The sequence below is a fragment of the Komagataeibacter nataicola genome, assembly GCF_003207795.1.
Classification (GTDB): Bacteria; Pseudomonadota; Alphaproteobacteria; order Acetobacterales; family Acetobacteraceae; genus Komagataeibacter; species Komagataeibacter nataicola.
The window spans coordinates 13,531-37,295 of record NZ_NIRT01000020.1; the positions used below are offsets into that span (position 1 = coordinate 13,531).

General features: G+C 63.0%; 26 protein-coding genes. 12 read left to right on the forward strand and 14 right to left on the reverse strand.

Going from position 1 to position 23,765, the window contains the following annotated elements; translation table 11 throughout:
• The first annotated feature begins 100 nt into the window (after positions 1-100).
• Entirely contained in the window at positions 101-2,248 is a 2,148-nt protein-coding gene (gene recG, locus CDI09_RS11330; RefSeq protein ID WP_078524009.1) for an ATP-dependent DNA helicase RecG, read from the forward strand.
• On the opposite strand, the gene acuR is transcribed toward recG, so the two are convergent.
• Positions 2,187-2,921 carry an acrylate utilization transcriptional regulator AcuR gene (gene acuR, locus CDI09_RS11335; protein WP_236944585.1) on the reverse strand — a complete coding sequence of 245 codons (735 nt, stop codon included), beginning with the start codon at positions 2,919-2,921 and terminating at the stop codon, positions 2,187-2,189. The two genes, recG and acuR, sit on opposite strands and share 62 nt — an antisense overlap.
• Positions 2,922-3,302: 381 nt before the next feature.
• Here acuR and CDI09_RS18845 point away from each other — a divergent pair, with 381 nt between their 5' ends.
• Positions 3,303-3,986, forward strand: a complete 684-nt coding sequence (locus CDI09_RS18845; protein ID WP_110571331.1) for a cold-shock protein — start codon at positions 3,303-3,305, stop codon at positions 3,984-3,986.
• 257 nt (positions 3,987-4,243) lie between these two features.
• Here CDI09_RS18845 and smpB read toward each other — a convergent pair whose 3' ends face one another.
• The 4 genes from smpB to CDI09_RS11360 all read right to left on the reverse strand — a co-directional run bounded on the left by smpB (position 4,244) and on the right by CDI09_RS11360 (position 7,358).
• On the reverse strand, positions 4,244-4,738 hold the full coding sequence (gene smpB / locus CDI09_RS11345; protein ID WP_078524005.1) for an SsrA-binding protein SmpB: 495 nt from the start codon (positions 4,736-4,738) through the stop codon (positions 4,244-4,246).
• Positions 4,739-4,741: 3 nt separating this feature from the next.
• Positions 4,742-5,620: a 4-hydroxy-tetrahydrodipicolinate synthase gene (dapA, locus tag CDI09_RS11350; RefSeq protein ID WP_078527608.1), complete on the reverse strand. Its 879-nt coding sequence runs from the start codon at positions 5,618-5,620 to the stop codon at positions 4,742-4,744.
• 152 nt (positions 5,621-5,772) lie between these two features.
• Positions 5,773-6,618, reverse strand: coding sequence for a prephenate dehydratase (locus CDI09_RS11355; protein ID WP_078524004.1), 846 nt, complete (start codon positions 6,616-6,618; stop codon positions 5,773-5,775).
• Positions 6,615-7,358, reverse strand: coding sequence for a 3-deoxy-manno-octulosonate cytidylyltransferase (locus CDI09_RS11360; protein WP_078524002.1), 744 nt, complete (start codon positions 7,356-7,358; stop codon positions 6,615-6,617). Before CDI09_RS11360 ends, CDI09_RS11355 begins: the two co-directional genes overlap by 4 nt.
• Positions 7,359-7,495: 137 nt before the next feature.
• Here CDI09_RS11360 and CDI09_RS11365 point away from each other — a divergent pair, with 137 nt between their 5' ends.
• From CDI09_RS11365 to serA, 3 genes are all read left to right on the forward strand, one after another.
• Positions 7,496-8,002 (forward strand): c-type cytochrome, encoded by a 507-nt coding sequence (locus CDI09_RS11365; protein ID WP_078524000.1) that lies wholly within the window; start codon positions 7,496-7,498, stop codon positions 8,000-8,002.
• Positions 8,002-8,817, forward strand: a complete 816-nt coding sequence (locus CDI09_RS11370; protein ID WP_078523999.1) for an inositol monophosphatase family protein — start codon at positions 8,002-8,004, stop codon at positions 8,815-8,817. The genes CDI09_RS11365 and CDI09_RS11370 overlap by 1 nt, the downstream gene beginning before the upstream one ends.
• Before the next feature lie 93 nt (positions 8,818-8,910).
• On the forward strand, positions 8,911-10,176 hold the full coding sequence (gene serA, locus CDI09_RS11375) for a phosphoglycerate dehydrogenase (RefSeq protein ID WP_078523998.1): 1,266 nt from the start codon (positions 8,911-8,913) through the stop codon (positions 10,174-10,176).
• A gap of 251 nt (positions 10,177-10,427) precedes the next feature.
• On the opposite strand, the gene CDI09_RS11380 is transcribed toward serA, so the two are convergent.
• Both CDI09_RS11380 and CDI09_RS11385 read right to left on the reverse strand, forming a co-directional pair.
• The gene (locus tag CDI09_RS11380) at positions 10,428-10,736 is read right to left on the reverse strand and encodes a hypothetical protein (protein WP_078523997.1); all 309 of its coding nucleotides are present in this window, start codon (positions 10,734-10,736) and stop codon (positions 10,428-10,430) included.
• 87 nt (positions 10,737-10,823) lie between these two features.
• Complete coding sequence (locus tag CDI09_RS11385) at positions 10,824-11,150, reverse strand: superinfection immunity protein (protein ID WP_078523995.1); 327 nt, start codon at positions 11,148-11,150, stop codon at positions 10,824-10,826.
• A gap of 148 nt (positions 11,151-11,298) precedes the next feature.
• Between CDI09_RS11385 and CDI09_RS11390 the strand changes: the two genes are divergently transcribed.
• Positions 11,299-11,805, forward strand: a complete 507-nt coding sequence (locus CDI09_RS11390; RefSeq protein ID WP_078523993.1) for a hypothetical protein — start codon at positions 11,299-11,301, stop codon at positions 11,803-11,805.
• A 90-nt stretch (positions 11,806-11,895) separates the two neighbouring features.
• Here CDI09_RS11390 and CDI09_RS11395 read toward each other — a convergent pair whose 3' ends face one another.
• Together CDI09_RS11395 and CDI09_RS11400 are read right to left on the reverse strand one after the other, a co-directional pair.
• Complete coding sequence (locus CDI09_RS11395) at positions 11,896-13,257, reverse strand: MATE family efflux transporter (RefSeq protein ID WP_078523992.1); 1,362 nt, start codon at positions 13,255-13,257, stop codon at positions 11,896-11,898.
• 213 nt (positions 13,258-13,470) lie between these two features.
• Positions 13,471-14,010 carry a metallophosphoesterase family protein gene (locus CDI09_RS11400; RefSeq protein WP_078523990.1) on the reverse strand — a complete coding sequence of 180 codons (540 nt, stop codon included), beginning with the start codon at positions 14,008-14,010 and terminating at the stop codon, positions 13,471-13,473.
• A gap of 215 nt (positions 14,011-14,225) precedes the next feature.
• Between CDI09_RS11400 and CDI09_RS11405 the strand changes: the two genes are divergently transcribed.
• Entirely contained in the window at positions 14,226-15,275 is a 1,050-nt protein-coding gene (locus CDI09_RS11405) for an AI-2E family transporter (protein ID WP_078523987.1), read from the forward strand.
• Positions 15,276-15,380: 105 nt separating this feature from the next.
• Here CDI09_RS11405 and mtnK read toward each other — a convergent pair whose 3' ends face one another.
• On the reverse strand, positions 15,381-16,697 hold the full coding sequence (gene mtnK / locus CDI09_RS11410; RefSeq protein ID WP_236944584.1) for an S-methyl-5-thioribose kinase: 1,317 nt from the start codon (positions 16,695-16,697) through the stop codon (positions 15,381-15,383).
• A gap of 83 nt (positions 16,698-16,780) precedes the next feature.
• Between mtnK and bfr the strand changes: the two genes are divergently transcribed.
• Positions 16,781-17,269, forward strand: a complete 489-nt coding sequence (gene bfr, locus CDI09_RS11415) for a bacterioferritin (RefSeq protein ID WP_078523985.1) — start codon at positions 16,781-16,783, stop codon at positions 17,267-17,269.
• On the opposite strand, the gene CDI09_RS18185 is transcribed toward bfr, so the two are convergent.
• Both CDI09_RS18185 and CDI09_RS11420 read right to left on the reverse strand, forming a co-directional pair.
• Positions 17,238-17,411 (reverse strand): hypothetical protein, encoded by a 174-nt coding sequence (locus tag CDI09_RS18185; protein ID WP_167370159.1) that lies wholly within the window; start codon positions 17,409-17,411, stop codon positions 17,238-17,240. The genes bfr and CDI09_RS18185 overlap by 32 nt on opposite strands.
• A 54-nt stretch (positions 17,412-17,465) precedes the next feature.
• Entirely contained in the window at positions 17,466-18,098 is a 633-nt protein-coding gene (locus tag CDI09_RS11420; protein WP_078523984.1) for a hypothetical protein, read from the reverse strand.
• Between the two features lie 148 nt (positions 18,099-18,246).
• On the opposite strand from CDI09_RS11420, the gene CDI09_RS11425 reads away from it, so the two are divergent.
• From CDI09_RS11425 to CDI09_RS11435, 3 genes are read left to right on the forward strand one after another with little or no spacing between them, the layout of a single operon-like run.
• Positions 18,247-18,696, forward strand: a complete 450-nt coding sequence (locus tag CDI09_RS11425; protein ID WP_078523983.1) for a Fur family transcriptional regulator — start codon at positions 18,247-18,249, stop codon at positions 18,694-18,696.
• A gap of 53 nt (positions 18,697-18,749) precedes the next feature.
• Positions 18,750-18,986 (forward strand): hypothetical protein, encoded by a 237-nt coding sequence (locus tag CDI09_RS11430; RefSeq protein WP_078523982.1) that lies wholly within the window; start codon positions 18,750-18,752, stop codon positions 18,984-18,986.
• The gene (locus tag CDI09_RS11435) at positions 18,987-20,351 is read left to right on the forward strand and encodes a sodium:solute symporter family protein (RefSeq protein ID WP_078523981.1); all 1,365 of its coding nucleotides are present in this window, start codon (positions 18,987-18,989) and stop codon (positions 20,349-20,351) included.
• Here the strand turns inward: CDI09_RS11435 and CDI09_RS11440 are convergent.
• Positions 20,348-20,704 (reverse strand): hypothetical protein, encoded by a 357-nt coding sequence (locus tag CDI09_RS11440; RefSeq protein ID WP_078523980.1) that lies wholly within the window; start codon positions 20,702-20,704, stop codon positions 20,348-20,350. The two genes, CDI09_RS11435 and CDI09_RS11440, sit on opposite strands and share 4 nt — an antisense overlap.
• A 279-nt stretch (positions 20,705-20,983) precedes the next feature.
• Between CDI09_RS11440 and pgm the strand changes: the two genes are divergently transcribed.
• Entirely contained in the window at positions 20,984-22,642 is a 1,659-nt protein-coding gene (pgm, locus tag CDI09_RS11445) for a phosphoglucomutase (alpha-D-glucose-1,6-bisphosphate-dependent) (RefSeq protein ID WP_110571332.1), read from the forward strand.
• Between the two features lie 132 nt (positions 22,643-22,774).
• Here pgm and CDI09_RS11450 read toward each other — a convergent pair whose 3' ends face one another.
• Positions 22,775-23,269 (reverse strand): YaiI/YqxD family protein, encoded by a 495-nt coding sequence (locus CDI09_RS11450; protein ID WP_078523979.1) that lies wholly within the window; start codon positions 23,267-23,269, stop codon positions 22,775-22,777.
• Positions 23,270-23,765: the final 496 nt, after the last annotated feature.

The following is a 23,765-nucleotide window of genomic DNA, read 5'->3' on the forward strand; positions in this document are numbered from 1 at the left end:
TCCACCCCTGTATGGTTGTGTTTTGTTCCGTAACGCAGGTGTCCTATAGCCCTCATGCGGGCATATGTCAGCCCGCATGACAAGCATGCCACCCCGCAGGATGAATCGCCGCGTGTCCGATACCACGACCCTTCCCGCCAATTCCCTTCTCGCCCCGCTGCTTGCGGGGATTGAAAGCCTGCAGGGCGTGAAACCGGCAACGGCGAAGCTTCTGGCGCGGGTGGCCGGGGGCGGGCGGGTGATTGACCTGCTGTTTCACCTGCCGGAATCGGTGGTGGACCGGCGTTACCGCCCTGCCCTGCGCCAGGCGGAAACCGGGCGGGTGTGCACGCTGCTGGTCACGATCGCGCGCGTGGTGCCCCCTGCCCCCGGCGGCGGGCGCGGCAGGCGGCCGTGGCGCGTGGTGGTGAGCGATGGCACGGCGGAGGCAGAGCTGGTGTTCTTCTCCCCCCATCAGGTGCGCAGGCTGGCGTCCGGGCAGGACATTGCCGTATCGGGCACGCTGGAGCGTTTTGGGGAGCGGCTGAGCATGGCCCACCCCGATTATCTGGTACCCCAGGCGCGACTGGCTGAAATTCCGCTGCTCGACCCGGTCTGGCCGCTGACGGCGGGGCTGTTTCCCAGTCAGGTGCGCAGCGCCATCCGGGCGGCGTTCGATGTGTTTCCCACCCTGCCGGAATGGCAGGATGCCTGCGTGCTGGCGCAGCGCAAATGGCCCGGCTTCGAGCAGGCGCTGCGCACGCTGCACCGCCCGTGTGACTTTCCCGAACTGATGGAGGGCGAGGCGCTGATCGGGGCGTCCGAGCGGGCGCGGGCACGGCTTGCGTGCGATGACCTGCTGGCCCAGCAGGTTTCCATGGCGCAGGCGCGCAGGCTTAACCGGCTGCGGCCAGGGCGCAGCATTGTGGGTGATGGCAGCCTGCGCATGGTGGCGCTGTCGCGCTTTGGCCATGAACCCACCACGGCGCAGATCCGCACGCTGGCGGAAATAGACGCCGACCTTGCCGCCCCCCGCCAGATGACGCGCCTTTTGCAGGGGGATGTGGGCGCAGGCAAGACGCTGGTGGCGCTGCTGGCCATGCTGGGCGCGGTTGAGGCAGGCCATCAGGCGGCCCTTATGGCGCCGACCGAAATTCTGGCCCGCCAGCATCTGGCTACGTTTGAAAAACTTTCCCCCGTGCCGGTGGCGTTCCTCAGCGGCAGCGTAAAGGGCAAGGCCCGGCGCGAAGCCCTGGCCAGCATTGCCGATGGCACGGCCCGGCTGGTGATCGGCACGCATGCCCTGTTTCAGGAAAGCGTGGTGTTTGAGGATCTTGCGCTGGCCGTAATTGACGAGCAGCACCGTTTTGGCGTGGAGCAGCGCGCCATGCTGGGCGAAAAAGGCAATCAGACCGATGTGCTGGTCATGACTGCCACCCCTATTCCCCGTTCGCTGCTGCTGACCCAGTGGGGCGACATGCTGGTCAGCCGGCTTGACGTGAAACCCGCGGGCCGCAAGCCGGTGCGCACCTCGCTACATGCGCTCTCGGCCATGGATGACCTGCTCGCGGGCCTTGAACGGGCTTTGGCGCGCGATGCGCGGATCTTCTGGGTCTGTCCGCTGGTGAGCGAGAGTGAAACCGTTGATATTGCCGCAGCCGAGGCCCGCCACCATGCCCTTGCCGCCCATTTTGGCGGTGATGCCGTGGGGCTGGCGCACGGCCAGCAGGATATTGCGCTGCGCGAGCAGGCCATTGCCGATTTTGCGGCCGGACGCACGCGTATCCTTGTCGCGACGACCGTGATCGAGGTTGGGGTGGATATTCCCGATGCGACGGTGATGGTGATCGAGCATGCCGAGCGGTTTGGCCTGGCGCAACTGCACCAGTTGCGCGGGCGCGTGGGGCGCGGGCAGGCGGAATCCTATTGCCTTTTGCTCCATGACAGCGCGCTCGGCCAGACCGCGCGGCGCAGGCTGGCGCTGCTGCGCGAGACGGAAGACGGATTCCTGATCGCCGATGAAGATTTCCGCCTGCGTGGCGGCGGCGACCTGACCGGCAGGCGGCAGTCCGGCCTGCCCGACCTGCGGTTGGCCAGCCCGCTTCATGTCGACATGCTGCTCAGGCTTGCCGCGCAGGATGCCCGCAGGCTGGTCGATACCCCCCCTGACAGCGCCCCCCCCGCCCTGCGCGGGCGCAGGCAGGCTGTCAGTTTGCTGCTTGAGCTGTTTGCCCGGGCGCAGGCTGTGCGGGCGATACGCGCGGGGTAGCGGGCGGCTGGCACGCAGGCGGCCTGACCCCCAGAGAGGTTGCCGCCTGCGCCATGTAGAACGTGGTGAACAGGTCCAGCGGCTCGGGCGCATGTTCCATGCGCGAGCGCAGCACTGCCCCTTCCCACCCAATCCAGAAATAGCGGGCGAGTTGCGCGCAGGTACGCTTCTGCGCGGCGGTGGCCCGCGTGCCAAAACCTGCGAGCAGGCAGGCATTCACGCGCTTTTCCCACCCGTTCATGATCGTGAGCAGGAGCCCGTGGAACGAATCGGGCAGCATGTCGATTTCCTGCCCGAGGTTGCCGACCAGGCAGCCACGGCGGAAACCATGATGCTGCATGCTGGCGCGCCCATCATGCACGAAGTTGAGCAGGCGCTGCAGCGGGGGCGTATCTGGCTCGAGCAGCCACAGGTCAAGCCGGGCGTTGAAGGACGTGGCGTAGTCCTCGATCAGGACCTGCCCGAAATCCTCCTTGCTGCTGAAGCAGTAATAGAACGATCCCTTCGAGATGCCCGTGGCGTGCAGCACGTCATCCACGCAGGTGGCGGAAAAGCCTTTTTCTTTCAGTAAATCAACACCTGCGCGCACCAGCATGGCGCGTGTGCCCTCGGGTGCGCGGGCGGTCTTGGGCGGTCGGCCCCGACCGCGCCGGGGGGGAGGTATATCGGGCATGGCGTTTTTTCTTATCTCTGCAAGGGGGGCAAATGAATCAGGGATATGCCTCGATAATGTGCGACTGCGTCTAGAAATCAAGGACAATTGTGCATTTAATTTATATCTTTTCGTTCCCCCCTTTTTGCATTCCTGTCCCTCACAAACAGGTCAGGATGAAAATTCGTGTGGCAACCAAAGGCGGGAATATGCTTTGGTGTTGTTGATGCCGATGCGATTTATGCTAGGGTCACCGTAGGATGGAAAAAGTTTTCCTGAGCCGCATGCCGCCTAAACCCCGGCCCAAGGTCAGACAGGCCAGCCTCCATCCTGCAAACGTGCTTTCATTCGGTGGTGTTCCACAACGGAACATCCGCCACCTAGACCTCGGGATTACGACCGTTGAGAAGTAACAGGACCGACCGCAGCTCCCGCTCCCCGCGCCGCGGCGGGTTTGACGATGATTTCATGTCGTCGCCTTCATTTGGTGATCGCGGCGCTCCGCCGCCGCGCCGCTCCTTTGGTGGTGGAGGTGGTGGTCCCCAGATCGTCGCATCCGGGCCGGAGATCAGCGCCACTGTAAAGTGGTTCAATAGCGAAAAGGGCTTCGGCTTCGTTGAGCTGTCCGATGGTTCGGGTGACGTGTTCCTGCACGCCAATGCCCTGAACCCCACCGGGCATGCCACGGTTGCGCCGGGCACCACGCTGGTTGTGCAGATCGGTCAGGGCCCCAAGGGCCGTCAGGTCGCCAGCGTCCTTTCCGTTGATGAAAGCACGGCACAGCCCGAGCGCCCCCGTAGCCCTGGCTTTGGCGCGGCTCCTGGCGCACGCGCTGGCTTCTCGCGCTCCGGTCGCCCTGCCCCTGACCTGTCGCATGCGCAGGATATGCGCGGCACGGTCAAGTGGTACAACGCGACCAAGGGCTTCGGCTTCATCACGCCCGAGAATGGTGGCAAGGACATCTTTGTTCACGCTTCCGCCCTTGAGCGTTCGGGCCTGTCCGGCCTGACGGAAGGCCAGACGGCAAACGTGCAGGTTGTTGAAGGCCAGAAAGGCCCCGAAGCAGCCGCCCTGTCGGTCGACTGAATACTTTCCCCCTGCTCCATGCCAGTCTCTTGGCTGGCATGGTTGGGTGAATGGATAAAAAACAGGGCCATCCCTTGCGGGATGGCCCTGTTTTTGTTGGCTGTCATGCCAGTGTGTTCAGTCTTGGTGCCGATGGGTCGTAGCGGATAGGGGTGCCTTGCTCGACACCCTGCGTGCCGTGTTGAAAGTCTTTGAAGGCTGCCGTTTTTTAAAAAAGCTTCACCAAAAATTTCTGATTTTTTATGGAAACGGCTTTTTTAGTCTTCACGGCCCTTGTTGCGCAGCAGGCGGGCCTTGTCGCGGGCCCAGTCGCGCTCGGCTATGGCGTGGCGCTTGTCTTCCTTCTTGCGCCCCTCGCCTATGCCCAGTGTTAGTTTGGCAAGGCCACGGCTGTTGAAGTGAATGTCCAGCGGCACCAGCGTCACGCCGTTCCGCGCGGTCTCGCCAAGCAGCTTGTCCACCTGTTTCTTGTGCAGCAGCAGCTTGCGCGGGGCGCGCGGTTCGAAGCGTGATAATACGCCGCCCTGATATTCAGGGATGTAGCTGTTTATCAGCCACAACTCCCCATTGCGCTCACCGGCATAGGCCTCGTTGATGGTGGCACGCCCCATGCGCAGGCTTTTGACTTCCGGCCCCTTGAGCACCAGCCCCGCTTCCACCGTTTCAAGAATGGAGTAGTTGAAGCGGCCCTTGCGGTTCTGCGCGGCGATCCCGGTCGAGATCATGCCGCTGCCCTTGTTCTTGGATGCCATGGTTCAGTCCAGCAGTCCGACGGCGTCGAGTGCTGCCTTCACCCTGGCGCGGCTGGCATCGGCCAGCGGGGCCAGAGGCAGGCGGCAGGTCTCGCCCATCAGCCCCAATACGCTTGCGGCGAACTTGACCGGCACGGGATTGCTTTCACAGAACAGGGAATCATGCAGCGGCAGCAGCCGGTCCTGCAGTTCCATCGCATCCATCACGTTGCCATCATTCCAGCTCTGCTGCACCTGCGCACAGAGCGCGGGGGCGACATTGGCGGTTACGCTGATGCAGCCATCGCCGCCCGCCGCGAGGAACGAGACCGCGGTGCCGTCCTCGCCCGAGATCTGGTTGAACTGCTTCTTTACCGCGCGGCGCACGAGCAGCGGGCGCAGCAGGTCACCGGTGGAATCCTTGACCCCGATGATGTTGGGGTGGAGCGCCAGCCGTGCCATGGTCTCGACCGAGATGTCGATAATGGAGCGGCCCGGAATATTGTACAGGATGACGGGAATGCTGATGGCATCGGCCACGGCCATGAAGTGGCGGTACACCCCTTCCTGCGTGGGCTTGTTGTAATAGGGTGTGACCACCAGCACGGCCGAGGCCCCGGCCTTTTGCGCCTGCTGGGCCATGCCCACGGCCTCGGCCGTGCTGTTGGAGCCGGCTCCGGCAATGACCGGCACACGGCCGCCAGCGGATTTTATGGTGAATTCAACGACTTTGGCATGTTCATCATGCGTCAGTGTCGGGCTTTCGCCCGTGGTGCCGACCGGTATCAGTGCGGATGTGCCCTGCTGGATCTGCCAGTCGATGAAGCGGCCCATGGAAGGCAGGTCAAGCGACCCATCCGTATTCATGGGGGTAATAAGGGCGGTCATGGAACCCTTGAACATGGTTGTTTCCACCTGGATCCTGTGTCGTGGCTATGCGTGCGCCGGTGTGTCCGGCACCATCGTTTTCATGGGCCCTGCCCCGGCGCGGGCGGGCAGGGTATCATACAGGCAATGCGGCATGAGGGGCAAAATATGCCCGCCTGCCCTGCCCCTCACGCCCCCCGCCGGAAGGGAGACGCGGGATAGACGCCCAGAATTTCCTGTCGTTCCGAAAAGAATGAAAGCTCGCGCAGCGCCTCGGCCAGCGGAGGCGCTTCGGGGTGGCCCTCCACATCCATCAGGAACTGCGTGGCCGAGAACGAGCCTTCCAGCATGTAGCTCTCCAGCCGGGTCAGATTCACGCCCGTCGTGGCCAGGCCGCCAAGCGCCTTGTACAGCGCGCCGGGCTGGTTGTTGACCCTGAACAGCAGCGTGGTCATGAAATCGGGACCCGGTTGCGGCAGCGTGTCCGGCCTGCGGGATGCGATGTAGAAGCGCGTGGTGTTGTGGGCGGCGTCCTCCACGTTGCGGCGCAGGATTTCAAGCCCGTTGAGTTCGGCCGCCAGTTCGGATGCCACGGCCACGTCTTCCTTGCGGCCCCACGCGCGTACCATCTCGGCGGCGCCGGCGGTATCGAACTCCACAACCGGCTCCAGCCCCAACTCGCCAATCACGCCGCGCACCTGCGCCATGGCGACCGGATGGGTGTGCAGCCGCCTTGCATCGCCCAGTTCTGTGCCGGGAATGCCCAGCAGGCAATGCTCCACGCGCTGGAAATGCTCGCCCACGATGAACAGGTCTGCCTGCGGCAACAGGGCGTGAATGTCGGGCACACGGCCCGCAAGGCTGTTCTCGCAGGCCAGCATGGCCAGTTCGGCCTGCCCGTCATGCACGGCGGCGATGGTCTGGGCAAAGGTCTGGCACGGCAGCGTGGCCCAGCCCGGTCGGGCCGTGCGGCAGGCAAGGTCGGAATAGGCGCCAGGCCGACCCTGGAAGGCGATGATATGTTCCCCGCTCATGCCACTGCTCCCAGCATCTGGCGCGCGCGTTCAAGATCGGCGGGGGTATCAACCCCAAAGGGTGCTGTGGGGACACGGGTGCAGCCGATGGTCATGCCAGCCTCAAGCGCGCGGAGCTGTTCAAGTTTTTCGCGCTGTTCCAGCCCGCTTTCGGGCAGGCTGACAAAACGGGCGAGTGCGGCGCGGCGATAGGCGTACAGCCCCACATGGTGCCACAACGGCCCGTACCCCCATGGTATGGGCATGCGTGAGAAATATAGCGCGCGAGTCACGGCTTCTGGTGCGTCGCTGCCAAAGGCGCAGGCCACCTTCACCACCGAGGCCGCTTTCGCTTCCGCATCATCGCACACGGGTGCAACAAGGGTTGCGATATCCACCGTGCTGTCGGCCAGTGGGCGCAGCACTGCGTGCAGGCAGTTGGAATCAATGCCCGGCAGGTCGCCCTGCAGGTTGATGACGGTGTCATGCCTGCCGGTCGGGTCAAGCGTGCCGAGCGCCTGCCAGATGCGGTCCGAGCCGGAGGGGAGATCCGGGTCGGTCAGGATGGCGGTGCCACCTGCGTGCGCCACCACATCGGCAATCGCGCGGTCGGCCGTGGCGACGGCCACAGGGCCGATGCCTGCGGCCTGCGCGCGCTCGAGCACATGCACGATCATGGGGCGGCCCGCGATATCGGCAAGCGGTTTGCCCGGCAGACGGGTCGAGGCCATCCGGGCCGGAATCAGGACAATAGGGTTCATGGGGTCTGGGTCTGGGCCATCCGTAATCTGTCGCGGCGGCACGGGCCGCCCGCCGCCCGTGCATGCTTCACACAGGGCGCGCGGCAGTCTAGGTAAGGAGCGGTTTACATGCAACCGTGGGAAGGACGCCCGACTTTATGGACAGTACACGCCTTAACCAGATCGGGGTTGCCTGCCTCATTGCCGTGGGGGTGCTGGGCGCAAGCTGGGGTATTGCCCACACGGCCGTGCCCGAGCCCCTGCCCGCAAAGGCTGGCGTGGCCATACCGCACCCGGCGGTCCCTGCGCCGGGCGCCTCCATTGATGACCTGGTGGCAAAGGCCAGCGTGGAAAAGGGCCATGCCCTGGCCGACAGGCAGTGCGCCATGTGCCACAGCATGGCGCCAAATGGCCCCTCCATCATTGGCCCGGACCTGTTTGGCGTATTTGGCACGCATGTGGGCGATATTCCCGGCTATGATTTCTCGGACGCGCTCAGGGCGCACAGGGACGAGACCTGGACCAACGCCACCCTTTCGGCCTGGCTCAAGGGCCCTGCCGATTACGCATCGGGCACCAAGATGTCCTTCCCCGGAATCGCATCGGAAACCGACCGCGCGGACGTGATCGCCTATCTGCGCTCGCTCAGGCCGGAGACCCCCTGATGAGCGCCCTGCCCGCCGGTTTCCCGCGTGATGCGGTGCTGGAAGCAGCCCTTGCCGCTGCCGATGTAGCGCGCAGCGTGGTGCTGCCCTTCTTTCGCCGTGGGGTCATGGCCCATGACAAGGCCGATGCCAGCCCCGTCACCATTGCCGACCGCACGGCGGAGCGCGCGATTCGGGCGGTACTGTCCGAGCGCCTGCCCGGTTTTGGCATTATGGGCGAGGAATTCGGCCTTGAAGGGAGCGAAAGCCCGTATCGCTGGGTTATCGACCCGATTGATGGCACCCGTGCCTTCCTGACCGGTCGGCCGACCTTCGGCACGCTCATCGCGCTGCTGCACAACGATGTGCCGCTGCTTGGCATAATCGACCAGCCGGTAACGGACGAGCGCTGGATTGGCCTGCGGGGCGAGGCGACGCGCTTCCTTTCCACCCTGCCCGGCCGGCCGCGCACGCGAGCCTGCGCCGCCGTGGAGCAGGCCGAACTCTCCTGCACCGCGCCTGAAATCCTTGATGCCCCGCACCGTCCCGGCTTTGACGCGCTGGCGGCAGCCGTCCGGCGCACAAGCTGGGGTGGCGACTGCTACGCCTATGGCCTGCTGGCGCTGGGGCAGATCGACATCATTGCCGAATGCACCATGAAGATATGGGACTGGGCCGCCCTCGTGCCGGTGGTGGAAGGCGCTGGCGGCTGCATGACCGACTGGGCAGGCCAGCCCCTGCGCGCCGATGGTGACGGCACGGTGCTTGCACTGGGTGATGCTGGCCTCCTGCCGCATGCGCGCAGTCTGCTTGTGCCGGGCGCGCACGCAGGCTGACGGCACGAATTCATCTTTCCCCCTAGCGATGGCGCGGCCAATCGGATAGGGACGACCTACCTTCTTGACCGTATCAGAGCGGGAGCATGCGATATGACCAGCCCATCCACCGGCCACCTTTCCCTTCCCAAGGACAAGATCCGTATCCTGCTGCTTGAGGGCATTCATGACAGTGCCGTCAATCTGCTGAAGGAAAACGGATACGAGAACGTCACCCGCCTCAAGACGGCGCTGGAAGGCGAAGCCCTGCAGAAGGCGCTGGAAGGCGTGCATATCGTGGGCATCCGCTCGCGCACGCAGCTGACGCGCGAGGTGATCGAGAAGGCCGACCGCCTGATCGCCATCGGCTGCTTTTGCATCGGCACCAACCAGGTCGACCTCAACGCCGCGCGTGAGGGTGGTATTCCCGTATTCAACGCTCCCTACAGCAACACCCGTTCGGTGGCCGAACTGGTCATGGGCGAGATCGTGATGCTGATGCGCCGCATCTTCCCCAAGTCGGAAGAATGCAATGCCGGTATCTGGAAAAAATCCGCCACCAATAGCTGGGAAGTACGCGGCAAGACGCTGGGCATCGTGGGTTATGGTTCCATCGGTTCGCAGCTTTCCGTGCTGGCCGAAGCCTTCGGCATGCGCGTGTTCTATTACGACGTGATCGACAAGCTGGTGCACGGCAACGCAACGCCGGTCGATACGCTCGAAACCCTGCTGGCCCAGAGCGACGTGGTCAGCCTGCATGTGCCCCAGACCCCCGAGACTGCAGGCATGATTGGCGAAGCGCAGATCCGCGCGATGAAGAAGGGCTCCTTCCTCATCAACAACGCGCGCGGCAACGTGGTGGACCTCGATGCGCTGGCCGCAGCCCTGAAGGACGGCCACCTGCTTGGTGCGGCCATCGACGTGTTCCCCAAGGAGCCCAAGCAGGCTGGCGAGCCGCTGGAAACCCCGCTGCGCGGGCTCGATAACGTGATCCTGACGCCGCATATCGGTGGCTCCACGGCGGAAGCGCAGGAGCGCATCGGTGTGGAAGTGGCGCGCAAGCTGGTGGAATACTCCGATATCGGTTCCACGCTGGGTGCGGTGAACTTCCCCACCGTACAACTGCCTGAAAACCCGCATGGCACGCGCTTCATGCATGTGCACCACAACGTGCCGGGCATCATGCTGCAGATCAACGAGATCTTCTCCAGGGAGTCCTGCAACGTCACCGCGCAGTACCTGCAGACGGCGGGTGAGCTGGGTTACGTGGTGGTCGAGGCTGATACCGGCCGCGATGTGGAAAAGGACAACCGCATCCTTGACCGCCTGCGCGCGCTCAAGGGCACGCTGCGCGCCCGCCTGCTGTACAAGCAGCAGTAAAAACGCGTTTGCCGAGAACGCGTTGATAAAAGAATAAAGTGCCCGGGTGCCGCCTTTTTTCAAAAAAGGCGGCATTCTGCTGCAGATACCCTTATGATTGCAGGGTGTTCTCCAGGCAGTTTTTACGAATTCCTTCAGTTAAAGGGAGCATGCCAGACGACATGCTCCCTTTTTTATTAAGGTGAATCCTTTATTATTTCACGGTATTATTGGGCCTGACTGTTTGATGCAGCAACTCAGGCGACCTGAGCTCAGGGGAGCTGGACGATGCGACTCTCGGTGTTTTCATCACCCGGCCTGATTTCAACACTGCCCTTCGCACAGAGCGGGTAAGCCTTCACCACAGGCTCGATCAGGCGGAAGATGGCCTCGGCATCCGGTCCATAAAGAAAGATCTGCGCGGCTTCGGGGCCAAATTCATGCCCGTCCAGAACGCCCGCATCGCCAAGCACGTCTTCTATTTCATCTTCAAGGGTGCAGAGGTCATATTCTTCATAGACCTCCGGCGGCAGACCATTATTGTTCAGCGTAATGATGACGGCCTGCGTGTTGGAAGACATTTTCTTATTCTCTCCTGTATCGAAGTTAATATATACAATACAGAATAATAGGGCGGCAGGAAAGGACGGCCCTCTCGCCTGCGTGAATTATGGCGCGGTCAGGAACGTGGCCGCTTCGCTCCGGCGCAGGCGCGCATGGCGGCTTGTATCGGTCTCGAGCAGGCAGGCCATGAGTAACGCAATCACCCACCCTGCCCCGGTCATGCCCAGGGTGCAGTTCACCACCGCCACGACTGCCGCATTATGCACCTTGCGGCGGCACGCGATGAAGGTCGGCAGCAGGAACAGCACCATGCCGCAGGCCAGCATCAGCCCGGCGCCGACCAGCAGGGTCGTGCCGATCTCGAGCCCGGTACCCTGTATGGACTGCCAGCCACGGTAGACCTCATAGGTGGAGGGAACATGGATATTCATCACGCTTCATGCTAACCCTAAAGGCAGGCGTGCCGCCATATCGCATGGTACGTTGGGAACTGGCATGCAGCCCTTGCATGTTGGACGGCTTTGTATTTGTCGGGGTTTGCTACAGTGCACGGTTATGTGGACCCTCAGGGGGTAACCTGTGATCTGGGGTGATTTCCAAGCGGTAATCCAGCTATCGGCTGGGCTGAACGTGGCCATTCTCAGCTTTGTCGATATCAGCCTGCCCGCGATAAAGGAACGCAGGCGCGTCTTTGCCAAGGCCCGGCAGGAACTCGAACTCCACCGCAGCGGCACCGACCACCAGCATCCCGACGATGCCGAGGACTACGCCGCCGCCGTGCAGGAAATGGACCGCAAGCTTTTCATGTTATGGCAGGAATCCTCCACCTTCATCCGCGAGGAGGAATCCCTCATCCGCTCCACCGGTGTGCTCGGCGTGTTTGGCGCCGTGCTGAGCCTGGGGCTGCTGTGGTATTCGGCCGTGCATTACAGCGGGGTGATCTCGCTCATGGGGCGGGTGCTGATTATCCTGTCCTTCTGTTCGCTGCTTGGTGCGTTCCTGATCAATTTCATGACCGCGTCGCAGGCAGGCGTGTTTACCAAGAAATGCAATTCCATCCGTGAGGAAATGCACAAGCGCCTGTAAGACGCCCATTGCGCCATGTCCTGCCAGCCCACAATCTGGCTGGCGCGATGGGACAGGCAGCCCGGCGCGGGATGGCGGGGGCGGGCGTTCCTACTCTTTTCGCTCTGCCCGCTTCATGCGCCACAGGATGCGGGTGCCATGGAATACGAAGACCGCCACCAGCCCGGTGCCAATGCCATACCACAGCCCCTGCACGCCCATGCCCTCATCAAAGGCGAGGAATATCCCGGCAGGAAAGCCAAGCCCCCAGTAGCCGATAATGGCCAGCACCATGGGGATGGTGGTATCCCCCTGCCCGCGCAGGACGCCCGTGGCGATGGCCTGCAGGGCGTCAGGCACCTGAAAGGCCGCGCCGACCAGTAGCAGTGCAAGCGCCAGATGCACCGCCTGTGCGTTTTCCGGCAGGGTGGCGTCGAGATAGAAGCCGATGATGGTCTGCCGCCCCAGCGCCAGGATGAGGGTGACCACACAGGCCACCATCAGGCCCAGCACCATGCCCGCCCCGGCAGTACGGCGCACCATGGTCGGGTCGTTGCGGCCCGTCCAGTACCCCACGCGTATGTTGCTCGCCTGCGCCATGGCCAGATACAGCACGAAGCACTGCATGCCGATGCCCAGCATGATCTGGAATGCGGCAAGTCCGGCATTGCCCAGTCTGGCGGCCTCGAAGCTGTTGGCCTGGAACAGCGTGACCTCCGCCATCGCGGCCGCCAGCATGGGCAGGCCCGTGCGCAGCAGGGCGGCCGTATGCCCCCAGTCATGCGCGCGCGGGCGCAGCGCGGTGCGCAGTTCGGGCCTGCGCGCCATGAACGCAAGCAGGATGGCGGGCATGCACCACAGGGTGATGACCGTCGCTACCGCCGAGCCGTGCAGCCCCAGCGCGGGCAGGCCAAGCCAGCCATGGATGAGTGTTGCGTTCAACACCCCGTTCACTACCGTGATGCACGGCATTACCCGCATGAGAATGCCCTGAGCCCCCATGACCGGCAGCGCCGTGGTCAGCACGCCCTGGCCTAGCAGCGCAGGCGGCACCGCCCACATCAGGATATGCACGAAACCGGTTACCGGCGCACGGATGGTCTCGGGCTCATGCAGCCATGCCAGCAGCGTATCGATATGGTACAGGCAGAACAGTTCCGGCCCGCATAGCACGATGGCAACCACGAGCATGGAGGTGATTGTGGTGCCAAGGCTTGCATGATCCTGCCGCCCGCGTGCCTGCGAAAGCAGGATGCCGCCAGCTTCGATCATGGCGGCGAGGATGGCGTTGAGCGTGAAGAACGTGCCTGTGGCCAGCCCGCCAATGGCAAGTGCCGCGGCGCCGAGGCTGCCGAGCAGCAGGTCATCGGTCAGCCCCATCAACATCTGGGCGAACTGAGACAGGCCCATCGGTCCGGCAATGGCAAGGATGGAGCGGAACTCCGCCCCAAAGGATGTGTTTGGACGCGTCATGAACCCCCTGCTTCACTCATGGCCCCGCCGGGTATGGTGCTGGGGTGGGGTTTATACGACCCCACGGCGCACGGCCAGCAGCCATGCGGCGCAGAGGCCTGTCATAATGTATTTTTTTATATGACGGCCCAGCCACGACAAGGAGAAGGCATGGCGTGCGATGACAGCTTGCCTCCCATGATCGCTGGTGCCTTGATGCCGGGCGCGTGCCGTTCAGCCGCGCGCGGCGGGGCGTGCGGGCGGGGTCAGGCCGCTGATGGTTTGCACGATGTCACTGAATTCCACGGGCCGGTAATCCCATACGTCCACTCCCACATCACAGGACAGGCTGGTAGGTGTGAACTTATCATGAACATGACCGTAAAAATGCAGGCTGTCGTGCCAGAAGCCATTCCATTCGGCAATGGGGTAATGAAACAGCACCACCCTGCGGCCATCGAGCTTGAGTTCGGCATAGGCCTGTGAGGAAGCCCAGCCTGGCCAGGTCCGCACGGTCCCGCTGTCGTGGTTGCCCCAGATCAGGTGCTTGCGGCCATTCAGCCGGGCCAGAATCGCTTCGGCCCGCTGTGTGCCGTGCGCCACGTCGCCAAGGTGCCACACGTCATCATCCGGGCCGATGGTGGCGTTCCAGTTGCTGACCAGGGTTGCATCCATCTCGGCAACCGTTTCAAAGGGGCGCTTGCTGTAGCGGATGATATTGGCATGGCCGAAATGGGTGTCGGCGGTAAAAAAGGTCTTTGGAGGGCGGGGCATGTCGCGTCGGAACAGTAAGGAGAATGAGCGGTTAAAGGACCAGTTTGCGCGCGCAGGAGCAAGATGGATCGTGTCCTGTTGTAAACCGGGTCTTTAACCCTGCGCTGCTATGACCGCAAGGATGTAGGCCAGCCATCTGCCACAACGCGCGGCCTGTCCCGTCATGGCGTTATATGGCAACCTTTTATGAACCCCAGCAGGATAGAACACACCATATGGAAGAAAACCGGAACCGGACCCAGTATATTGGCACCTTCATATTTGTATGTGCAGTCCTGCTGTTTTCCGCATGGATCGAGCAGTCATTCCTGTTTGCCTTCGTGTGGGGGGGAATTCTCACCATCACCACCTTCCCGCTCTATAACCGGCTGGTCGGGCGGGGCATGGGCCGTGGGGTGGCGGCAGGGCTGATCGCGACGGGCATTTTTGCGCTGCTGGCCGTGCCCATGATCGCCATGGCCGTGCGGGCCGGGCTGGAAATTCCCTCGCTCATGGCATGGGGGCGGACCGCGTTGCATGATGGCATTCCCGTCTCGCCGCAGATTGATGAAATTCCGCGCATTGGCCCAAGGCTGGCCGGGCTGTGGCGGCGCTACCTGTCCGACCCCGATGAACTGCGGCACTGGACTGGCGTGGTGTCGCGCATGGTGGCCACCGGCGATGGCCGCGAACTGCCGCATCGCCTCATGGGAATGACCGAAACCTTCGTCATCGCCACGCTGTCGGTCTATTTCTATCTTCATGCCTCGCAAACGCTCATTGCCGATATCCGTGCGGTCGGGCAGCATTTCCTGGGTGGGCGCGCGCGTGATGTGATCCGCAACACCGTGGGCGCCGTGCGTGGCACGGTCGCGGGGCTGGTGCTGGTGGGGCTGGGTCAGGGCGTGCTGGTGGGCATTGGCTACTTCATTGCCGACACGCCGCACCCTGCCCTGCTCACGCTGGTGACGGCAGTGGTCAGCGTCATCCCGTTCTGCGGGCCGATCCTGCTCTGTGTGACCACGCTCATGACCTTCGCGGCCAATGGCGTGATGCAGGCGGTGATCGTGGGCGTGATCGGCGCCATCGCCTATGGCGCAGGCGACCATTTCGTGCGGCCCAAGCTGATCAGTGGCAGCACCAGCATTCCCTTCCTTGCGGTGCTGACGGCCATTCTGGGCGGCCTGCATGTCTTTGGCCTGCTCGGGCTGTTTATCGGGCCCGCGGTCATTGCGGTCGCGCTGTCGCTGTGGCGCACGGCGGCGGCAGAAGAACGCGCCCGTTAAACCTGCTGTCAGCCGCGGTCATATGGCGCTTGCAGGCCTGTTGCGTTGCATGCCGCCATGACCCGGCTGATGGGCCTCATGTCCTGATGGGGCACCTGAAAACGTTTATATGCCCTTCCTCTCGTTCTCGCCCAGGCAGGACAGAAAATCCGCAATCGTGCGCATGTCCGCAAGGTGGTCGAGCACGTAATAGGCGAAGGCCAGCGCCCCTGCGCGGCAGGTGGCCCGCAGGCGGAGATCGGTGATGGTGTCGAAATCCGCTGTATGGGCATAGCCGATGAGGCGGCGGATGATCTCGATGGCGGCAAAGCCGATGGTGTCGCCCATTACCTCATCCATGAAGGCCTGCTGCGCCACATGGGCCGCCGGGCCATAGGCCAGCGGGCGCAGGGTGCCGGGCGGCGGGGCGTCACTGGCGTTCCACAGCGCCATGAACTGCTCATGAAAGCTGTGCCAGAAACTGGCGATATCGCGCAGCACCGCCTGCCGGGCCGCAAGGTCGGGTGTTGCGAAGAAATGCAGCACCAGATTGCCCACGAACATGCCGCAGTCAAATCCGATAGGCCCATAAAGCGCGAACTCGCCATCGATCACGCGCGTATCTTCCGCCGTGCTCATGATCGAGCCGGTATGCAGATCGCCATGCAGCAGCGCCTGCGGTTGCGACAGGAAGCGCCGCCGCAGGTTTTCCACCGCCAGAAGCGCTGCGGCGCTAGTACGGATGTCCTGCACGATGGGGCTCAGGGCCGGGTCATGCCAGTGGTTGCGCGGGTGGTCGCGGTACGGGTCGTCAAACACCAGGTCAAGCGTGATGCGGGTCAGGGCCTGGTTGGCGGCAAAGAGTCGGCGGGCGTCAAACACATCCTCGAACGGGCGGGCAAGCAGCGAAGTGCCAAAACAGGCCCGGGCCACGAACATGCCAATGCGCGGGGCCACCTCCGGCCAGTCCGCACCCTGCATCAGCGCCGTGCGCAGTACGGTGTGGCCTGACAGGCTCTCGACCACCAGCACATAGAGCACCGGGTCAAAATGCAGGTATTCGGTGGTCAGTCCGCCCACCAGCGGGCCGACGGCGGCAAGCCAGGCGGCCTCGAAATACGTGCGGTCGAGCGGCATCTTCCAGCTCGGGTCCACGCGCACATGGGGCAATGACTGCTTGAGGCACACCTCCCCCGCAGGCCCGGTGACGAGAAACACGTTGTTGAGGTTGCCATCACTGACCTCACGCACCTGCCACTGTCCGGGCGGGCCGCCGAGGCGGGTGGCAATGGCGGACAGATCGGCGAGGAACGCGCGGATGCCGCCTGCATCAAGTGTGCGGTAGCTGGTCTGGTCCATGTGGCTTACCCCCTGCCCTGCGTGGTGGCCGTGCCCTGGCGTGTGGCCCGGCCGCAGGGTCGCGCGCAGGGCATGGTTATGCAACGCTTTTTTGTAATTGCGTTGTGGCCTGTCAGGCAGTAACCCGTGAGGGGTATAATATATTCGACAGGACAGGAAGTACGGACATGCCCATCAAGGACCCCAAGGTCATCGAGCACCTGAACACCCAGCTGACCAACGAGCTGACGGCGATCAACCAGTATTACCTGCATGCCCGCACGCTGCGCCACTGGGGCGTGACCCTGCTGGGCAAGAAGGAATACGAGGAATCCATCGAGGAGATGAAGCACGCCGACTGGCTGATCGAGCGCATCCTCTACCTCGGCGGCCTGCCCAACGTACAGCGCTACAACACCATCCTCGTGGGCCAGGACGTTGAGGAAATCCTCAAATGCGACCTGAAGCTGGAAGAAAAGGCGATTGGCGACCTGCGTGAAGGCATCGCCTATTGCGAGAGCGTGCGTGACTATGTATCGCGCGACCTGCTGCTGCGCATTCTGGTGAACGAGGAAGAGCACGAAGACTTCCTCGACCGTCAGTTCGACCTCATCAAGCAGCTGGGCCTGCCGCAGTACATCAAGCTCAACTCCGCCCCTGCCCCTGATCAGGAATAATCTCGCTACCGTGCGGGTCCACCGGTCGTTCATGGCCGGTGGCGGGCGGCGCGCCTTCCTGCCAGGCAAGGATGTCGAGCAGGTCGAGGAAAGCGTTTTCCATGAACCGGCGCGCCTGCCGGATCGATACGATGGGTGGCATTCCTGTCATCCCGCCATACTGGGGCTGCACGTAAAGTGCGGCCCCTTTGGTTTTTTACAGGCCACCCGTCTGCGCGGCGGCGGGGCTGGGCCACATGACCTGCGCGCGCCCCATGTCAGCATGGTGCCAGCGCATGGCTGCAAGGCACCCTGCCCCCACGGGCTGGGCCTGCGGCGCATGGGGCGCGGGTGCGGGCTGCGCCGTAGCCGCCCTCATCTGGCGCGGCTGTGCTACGGGCTCCCGGCTGGATGCCGCCAGCATGTTGCCCCGCCGTGGCAGCCAGTAGCCCGCCCCTGCAAGGCACGCGCCAAGTTGCGTAATGGCGGCGGCAAAGGGTGAGAGCACATGATGGTGAACGAAGATGGGCCGCAGCATGCGCCGTACCTCGCCCTCGCGCCCTTCCTGTGCGGCTGTGGCGGCGAGCAGAAAGCGGTTTTCCGTGCCGGTCAGGTGCGTGGCCGAGCAGATCGCCACGTCCACCGGGGCGCGCTGGTAGGCACGCAGGCGGTTCATGGCCATGTGGAAAGCCTCGATCACGGCAGCGAAATCAGCCCTGAAACACGGCAGCGCCAGCCCCGGCGTGCCCCGCGTGGCATCGCCCTGCCCGCTCAGGCGGCGCACGCACCAGACCAGCAGGCGTTCGCTGGATGAAAGATCATTCATGAAAACTGTGGTGTTGGTCATCATCCGCTCGGGCCATGGCGTGACCCGCTCCCTGAATGTGTTGGTGAGACCTTATTAATGAGAAAGATTATCATTTGCAATTAAAATCGACGCCCCGAACTGCTTATCCCTACTGGACCGGGGCGGTCTGTATGCATTATGCTATGAGGTGATGAAAGAGCCGACTTTTCCCGATTCTCCGCTGGCCGACCTGTGCCGTGAACGCGGCCTGAAACTGACAGGCCAGCGCAGGACGATTGCCTTTGTCCTGTCGGACAGTGATGACCACCCGGATGTGGAGGAGCTGTACCGCCGCGCGGTGGAAGTCGATCCGCGCATTTCCATCGCCACGGTGTACCGTACGGTACGCCTGTTCGAGGAAAACGGCATTCTCCAGCGCCGTGATTTTGGTGGTGGTCGGGCCCGCTATGAAGTGGCCGATGGCGATCATGGCGATCATTACCACCTGATCGACGCGGATAGCGGCAAGGTGATCGAATTCGAAAACCCTGAACTTGATGCCCTGCTCGAAAATATCGTGCGTGAGATGGGGTATGACCTTGTCACCACCCGCCTCTCCGTTGTGGGCCGCAGGAAGACCAAGCCGCGCGGCAATGGCTGAAAGCGGCCTTTTGCCCGCTTGCGTCCTTCTTCTGGCCGCCTGGCCTGACGCGCGTGTCTGACAACCCCGATAGCACTCCTGAGCCGCTGCCTGCCACCACACCGCTTATACTGGGTGTGGGGCTGGGGCTGCCTTATGGGCTGGTTATTGGCGGCTTCATGCTGTTTGAGCATGTTGATGGCGCGGTCTTTGGCTTCCCACCGGCGGTGGCGTGGCTGTTTGCCTGCATGGTGCTGGTGCCGGGCTGCATGGCGGTGGCGTGGTGGCTGGGCCGGGTACGGGCGACCTGAATGGAATTCCTCAGCTTTGGTCTGGTCATTGCTGCCTCCGTTGCTCTGGCGGTGTACGCGCGGGTGCGGCGCGGCAGTGACAATGCGCGTGATTTCTTTGTCGCGTCCGGGCAGCTTGGGGGGGTGCTGGTCTTTTTCCTGACCATTGGCGAGACCTACAGCATCGGCAGCGTGCTGGGCTTTTCTACCGGCGTCTACCTCCATGGCGCGGCGTTTGCCGGGTGGTTCATGGGGTATATCCTGCTATCCTACCCTGTGGGGTTCGTGCTTGCGCCACTGTTGTGGCAGTTGGGGCGCAGGACAGGCAGCATGACGCTGGCCGATATTTTTCGTGCGCATTTTGGCAGCCGCCTGCTGGAAATAGTAGTGGCGGCCAACGCCGTGACCTTCCTGCTGCCATTGGGGCAGATGCAGTTCACCGGTCTGATCTCGGTCATGCGGAGCCTGCACTGGCATGTCACGCCCGCCGTGCTGGCCGGGGCGGGTGCTGGCATGACCTTTGGCTGGGTGGCGCTGGCGGGTGTGCGGGCCCCTGCCTATGTATCTGTGCTGAAGGATGTGCTGCTGGTGCTGGCCATCGTGGCCGGAGGGAGTGCCGCGCTGCTGGCCACGGGCCTGCCCGTTGCGTACCTGCCCATGCCCGCCGCCGCCGTGCCCGTGCGGCAGGACATGTTCGTGGTCTCCACCATCCTGCTCCAGTCGCTGGGGCTGTGTATTACGCCGCAGGCGGTGGCCTTCGTGTTTACCGCACGCTCGGCGCGGATGGTGCGCCGTAACCAGATCCTCATGCCACTTTACATGCTCATGTTTCCCTTTCTGTACATGATCGCGGAATTCGTGCGGAAGCGTGGACTGGCCGTTTCATCCGCCAATGATGTGTTCATGCTGGGCGTCACCACCACCCTGCCACCGTGGATGCAGGGTATCGTTGCGGGTGGGTGCGCGGTCTCGGCGCTGGTCATCCTCGCCGGCGTGTGCCTTGCCATCGGGCCGCTGGTCTCGCGCAACATGCTGCATGGCCTGTCGGACCGTGGGCAGCGTGTGGGCGCGCAGGTCGTGATCGGTGTGTATCTGCTTGTGTCAGCCGCTGGCGCTGCGGGGCTGGGCAGTGTCATGGTCACGCTCAATAACCTGTATTATCTGGGCATGATCCAGATAGCACCCGGGCTGCTGGCAGCGCTGTGCGGGTGGCGTATTCCGCCCCTGGGGATTGCGGCAGGGCTTGTGGCGGGTGACGGGCTGGCGGTGGGTCTATACTGGGCGGGGCTCATGCCTGCCGGGGTCAATCCCGGCCTGATCGGGCTTGCGGCAAATGCCCTGATCGTGGCGGCTGCATGCCTACAGGGGCGGTCTTGCCCGCGTTAACCTGCATTCTCCCTGTCTTTATCATTTCCCGGTGGGATGGCGGGCGCAAGCCAGGAAGGGTGGCGGCGTTCGATCCATTCCAGCATGCGTGCGCTCAGCCTGCGCAGGAAAGGCACATCCTCCGCCAGCAGTACAATGCCGAGCGGAAGCATCCATAACCCCAGCACGGGCAGGAAGCCGAGCACGCCCCCCATTATCAGCAGCCCTCCCATGATGCCGCGTAATACAACCCTCTCGGGCTGAAGCAGCCAGCGCATGGCCTGTTCGCCGCGCGCGGGCAGGCGCCGGAGCAGGCGCTCGAGCCGGTCGCGGCGCAAATGTTCGGCGTGATCGGAGGATGATGGTGTGTTCATGCCTTGAGGATGGGCATGCTCCCTGCCCCATGCAACACATTTACGCGGGAACGTGATGGCGCGGGAACATGACGGACGGCAAGGAAACGGAAAAGGTCCGAATTTTGATATAATTCAATGTCATTCCCGCAAAGCACGCGCCAGTGTCGTGGCATGATGCGTTTCCTTACCTCCCCGGTTTCATTTTCCTGCCTTGCATGGCTGGACGGCTGCCGGGGCGGGCTGTAAGGAAATTTGTTGGAATATGCGCTTTTTCATAATGTATTTCGGGAGCAGTCAATGCCCAGCGTAAGCCCTTTTGCCGGCAAGCCGGTCGATCCGGACCGTCTTGTCAATATCGATGCCCTGCTTGATGCCTATTATACCCGCAAGCCTGATCCCTCCATTGCAACACAGCGGGTGGCGTTCGGCACCTCGGGGCACCGGGGCTCATCGCTGCATACCAGCTTCAATGAAAACCATATCCTCTCGATCAGCCAGGCCATTGCCGACTACCGCAAGAACGCGGGCATTACCGGGCCGCTGTTCATCGGCATTGACACGCATGCGCTCTCGCGCCCGGCGCTGAAATCCGCACTCGAAGTCTTTGCCGCCAACGGCATTGAAGTGCGCATTGATGACAAGGACGGCTACACCCCCACCCCCGTCATCTCGCACGCCATCCTGACGTGCAACCGCGGCCGCAGCAGCGACCTTGCCGATGGCGTGGTGATTACGCCATCGCACAACCCGCCCGAGGATGGCGGTTTCAAATACAACCCGCCCCATGGCGGCCCCGCCGATACCGACATCACCAAGGTGATCGAGAACGCGGCGAACGACTACATGGCCAAGGGCATGCAGGGTGTGGCCCGCGTATCGTTCGAGCAGGCGCTGGCCGCTCCCACCACCCGGCGGCACGACTACATCAACCCGTATGTGGATGATCTCGCCGCTGTGGTGGACATGGACATCATCCGTGAATCCGGCATTTCCATCGGCATCGACCCGCTTGGCGGGGCGGCGGTGGATTACTGGCAGCCGATCATTGACAAATACGGCATCAACGCCACCATTGTGAGCAAGGAAGTCGATCCCACCTTCCGTTTCATGACCGCCGACTGGGATGGACAGATCCGCATGGACTGTTCCTCCCCCTACGCCATGGCGCGCCTGGTGCAGATGAAGGACCGCTTTGACATCGCCTTCGCCAATGATACCGATGCCGACCGTCACGGCATCGTATCGGGCAAGTACGGGCTGATGAACCCCAACCATTACCTCGCCACAGCCATTGAGTTCCTGTTCAACAACCGCGCCAACTGGAACCCCGCCGCAGGGGTTGGCAAGACGGTGGTCAGCAGCAGCATGATCGACCGCGTGGCCAAGGAAATCGGTCGCAAGCTGGTGGAAGTGCCGGTTGGCTTCAAGTGGTTTGTCGATGGCCTGTATAACGGCACGCTTGGCTTTGGTGGCGAGGAAAGTGCTGGCGCTTCCTTCCTGCGCCGCGATGGCACGGTGTGGAGCACGGACAAGGACGGCATCATCCTTGGCCTGCTGGCAGCCGAGATCACGGCCCGCACCAGGCAGACCCCCGGCGCGGCATACGAGGCCATGACCAAGCGCCTTGGCACGCCGTATTACGCCCGGATCGACGCGCCGGCCGACCCGGCGCAGAAAGCCATCCTCAAAAATCTCTCGTCCGAGCAGATCGGCATGAGCGAACTCGCGGGCGAGCCGATTGTCAGCACGCTGACCAATGCGCCGGGCAATGGCGCGGCCATTGGCGGGCTGAAGGTTTCGGCCAGGGATGGCTGGTTTGCCGCCCGCCCCTCCGGCACCGAAAATGTCTATAAAATCTATGCCGAAAGCTTCAAGAGCGAGGCCCACCTCAAGACCATCCAGACCGAGGCGCAGGATGCGATTTCCGCCCTGTTTGCCAAGGCGGCGCAGAAGTAAGGCCAGGTAAAAGTTTTTGGGTGCCGCCTTTTTTCAAAAAGGCGGTGTTCACAGCCTTCGTGCCGTCCGCTTCCCATGGAGCGGGCGGCATTTTTATATGAGGGGGCGCACTGTTTTACGCGCCCGCCGCAATCATGCCGCTGGCGGCACGACAGGCAGCGGCCGCCCGTGCCCTGCCGCGCGTTTGCGGGCTTTGACCACGGCGGTATCAAGCGCTGAAAGAAACGTGGAGCGGTCGGCGCGGGTAAAGCCGCGATTGCTCTGGGTCACGACCCCGGTATCACGCAGGTCGGTCATGAGGTTGCGTACGGCCAGCGCCATGCCGATGGCGTTATCATCAAGAATGCGGCCCTTGGGGTCGAGCACGCAGGCCCCGCGCGCGACACAGCGCGCGGCCAGCGGAATATCGGCTGATATGACGATGTCATGCGCGGCTGCATGCTCGGCAATCCAGTCATCAGCCACGTCCATGCCCTGTGTCACCACCACGCGTTCGATCAGCGGCGAGGCTGGCACGGCAAGCAGGCTGTTTGACACGACAAAGGTATGCAGCCCGTAGCGTTGCGCCACGCGGTAGGTCTCGTCGCGCACCGGGCAGGCATCGGCATCAATGAAGATGCGGGTCATGGCATGTCTCCTTTTCCCTCGCGGGCGGGCGGGTGCATGGAACGGGCGGGGCTGTGCGGCAGGGAGCATGGCATGGCTTTTTCCTATGCCGTCGGGCAGGGCGCTGGCAAGGGAAGGCCATAATACTTCCTCAAAAAACGTCTTTCAGTGCCCAGTCAGTCAGCCCATGCGCATTCCGCCCTTCCCCCTGTTCGAAGGGGGCAGATTTTTTCAAAAAATACGCAACAATCGGCTCATCCGTGCGATGGGTTTGATATCGTGAAGAGCAGGGCAGGCGTTTTTACTTCCGCTGGCATGAATGATGCGCCAGTATGAAACTGACAAGCCAAATGGAGGAGGCCGTTATGCGTTACCTCATCGACCATACGCGCGAAGGCTTTGGCGTTGCGCTGTTGCTTGGCATGCTGGCTGTCGAGCGTTTTTTCCGCAAGCAGGCTGTCCGCTAGGGCAGCCCCGAACAGACGGACGGACAGGCACCGGATGGAACATCCTTCCT

Coding starts and splice junctions, on each gene's coding strand:
- CDI09_RS11450 (WP_078523979.1), bottom strand. CDS start 23,269: ATGACCCGCATCTTCATTGATGCCGATGCCTGCCCGGTGCGCGACGAG.
- smpB (WP_078524005.1), bottom strand. CDS start 4,738: ATGGCATCCAAGAACAAGGGCAGCGGCATGATCTCGACCGGGATCGCC.
- CDI09_RS11365 (WP_078524000.1), top strand. CDS start 7,496: ATGGACAGTACACGCCTTAACCAGATCGGGGTTGCCTGCCTCATTGCC.
- CDI09_RS11400 (WP_078523990.1), bottom strand. CDS start 14,010: ATGCCCCGCCCTCCAAAGACCTTTTTTACCGCCGACACCCATTTCGGC.
- CDI09_RS18185 (WP_167370159.1), bottom strand. CDS start 17,411: ATGCCACCCATCGTATCGATCCGGCAGGCGCGCCGGTTCATGGAAAAC.
- CDI09_RS11385 (WP_078523995.1), bottom strand. CDS start 11,150: ATGAATATCCATGTTCCCTCCACCTATGAGGTCTACCGTGGCTGGCAG.
- CDI09_RS11395 (WP_078523992.1), bottom strand. CDS start 13,257: ATGACGCGTCCAAACACATCCTTTGGGGCGGAGTTCCGCTCCATCCTT.
- CDI09_RS11370 (WP_078523999.1), top strand. CDS start 8,002: ATGAGCGCCCTGCCCGCCGGTTTCCCGCGTGATGCGGTGCTGGAAGCA.
- bfr (WP_078523985.1), top strand. CDS start 16,781: ATGCCCATCAAGGACCCCAAGGTCATCGAGCACCTGAACACCCAGCTG.
- CDI09_RS11380 (WP_078523997.1), bottom strand. CDS start 10,736: ATGTCTTCCAACACGCAGGCCGTCATCATTACGCTGAACAATAATGGT.
- pgm (WP_110571332.1), top strand. CDS start 20,984: ATGCCCAGCGTAAGCCCTTTTGCCGGCAAGCCGGTCGATCCGGACCGT.
- acuR (WP_236944585.1), bottom strand. CDS start 2,921: ATGCCCGATATACCTCCCCCCCGGCGCGGTCGGGGCCGACCGCCCAAG.
- dapA (WP_078527608.1), bottom strand. CDS start 5,620: ATGTTCAAGGGTTCCATGACCGCCCTTATTACCCCCATGAATACGGAT.
- CDI09_RS11405 (WP_078523987.1), top strand. CDS start 14,226: ATGGAAGAAAACCGGAACCGGACCCAGTATATTGGCACCTTCATATTT.
- CDI09_RS11420 (WP_078523984.1), bottom strand. CDS start 18,098: ATGATGACCAACACCACAGTTTTCATGAATGATCTTTCATCCAGCGAA.
- recG (WP_078524009.1), top strand. CDS start 101: ATGAATCGCCGCGTGTCCGATACCACGACCCTTCCCGCCAATTCCCTT.
- CDI09_RS11360 (WP_078524002.1), bottom strand. CDS start 7,358: ATGAACCCTATTGTCCTGATTCCGGCCCGGATGGCCTCGACCCGTCTG.
- CDI09_RS11355 (WP_078524004.1), bottom strand. CDS start 6,618: ATGAGCGGGGAACATATCATCGCCTTCCAGGGTCGGCCTGGCGCCTAT.
- CDI09_RS11435 (WP_078523981.1), top strand. CDS start 18,987: ATGGAATTCCTCAGCTTTGGTCTGGTCATTGCTGCCTCCGTTGCTCTG.
- CDI09_RS11440 (WP_078523980.1), bottom strand. CDS start 20,704: ATGAACACACCATCATCCTCCGATCACGCCGAACATTTGCGCCGCGAC.
- CDI09_RS11425 (WP_078523983.1), top strand. CDS start 18,247: ATGAAAGAGCCGACTTTTCCCGATTCTCCGCTGGCCGACCTGTGCCGT.
- serA (WP_078523998.1), top strand. CDS start 8,911: ATGACCAGCCCATCCACCGGCCACCTTTCCCTTCCCAAGGACAAGATC.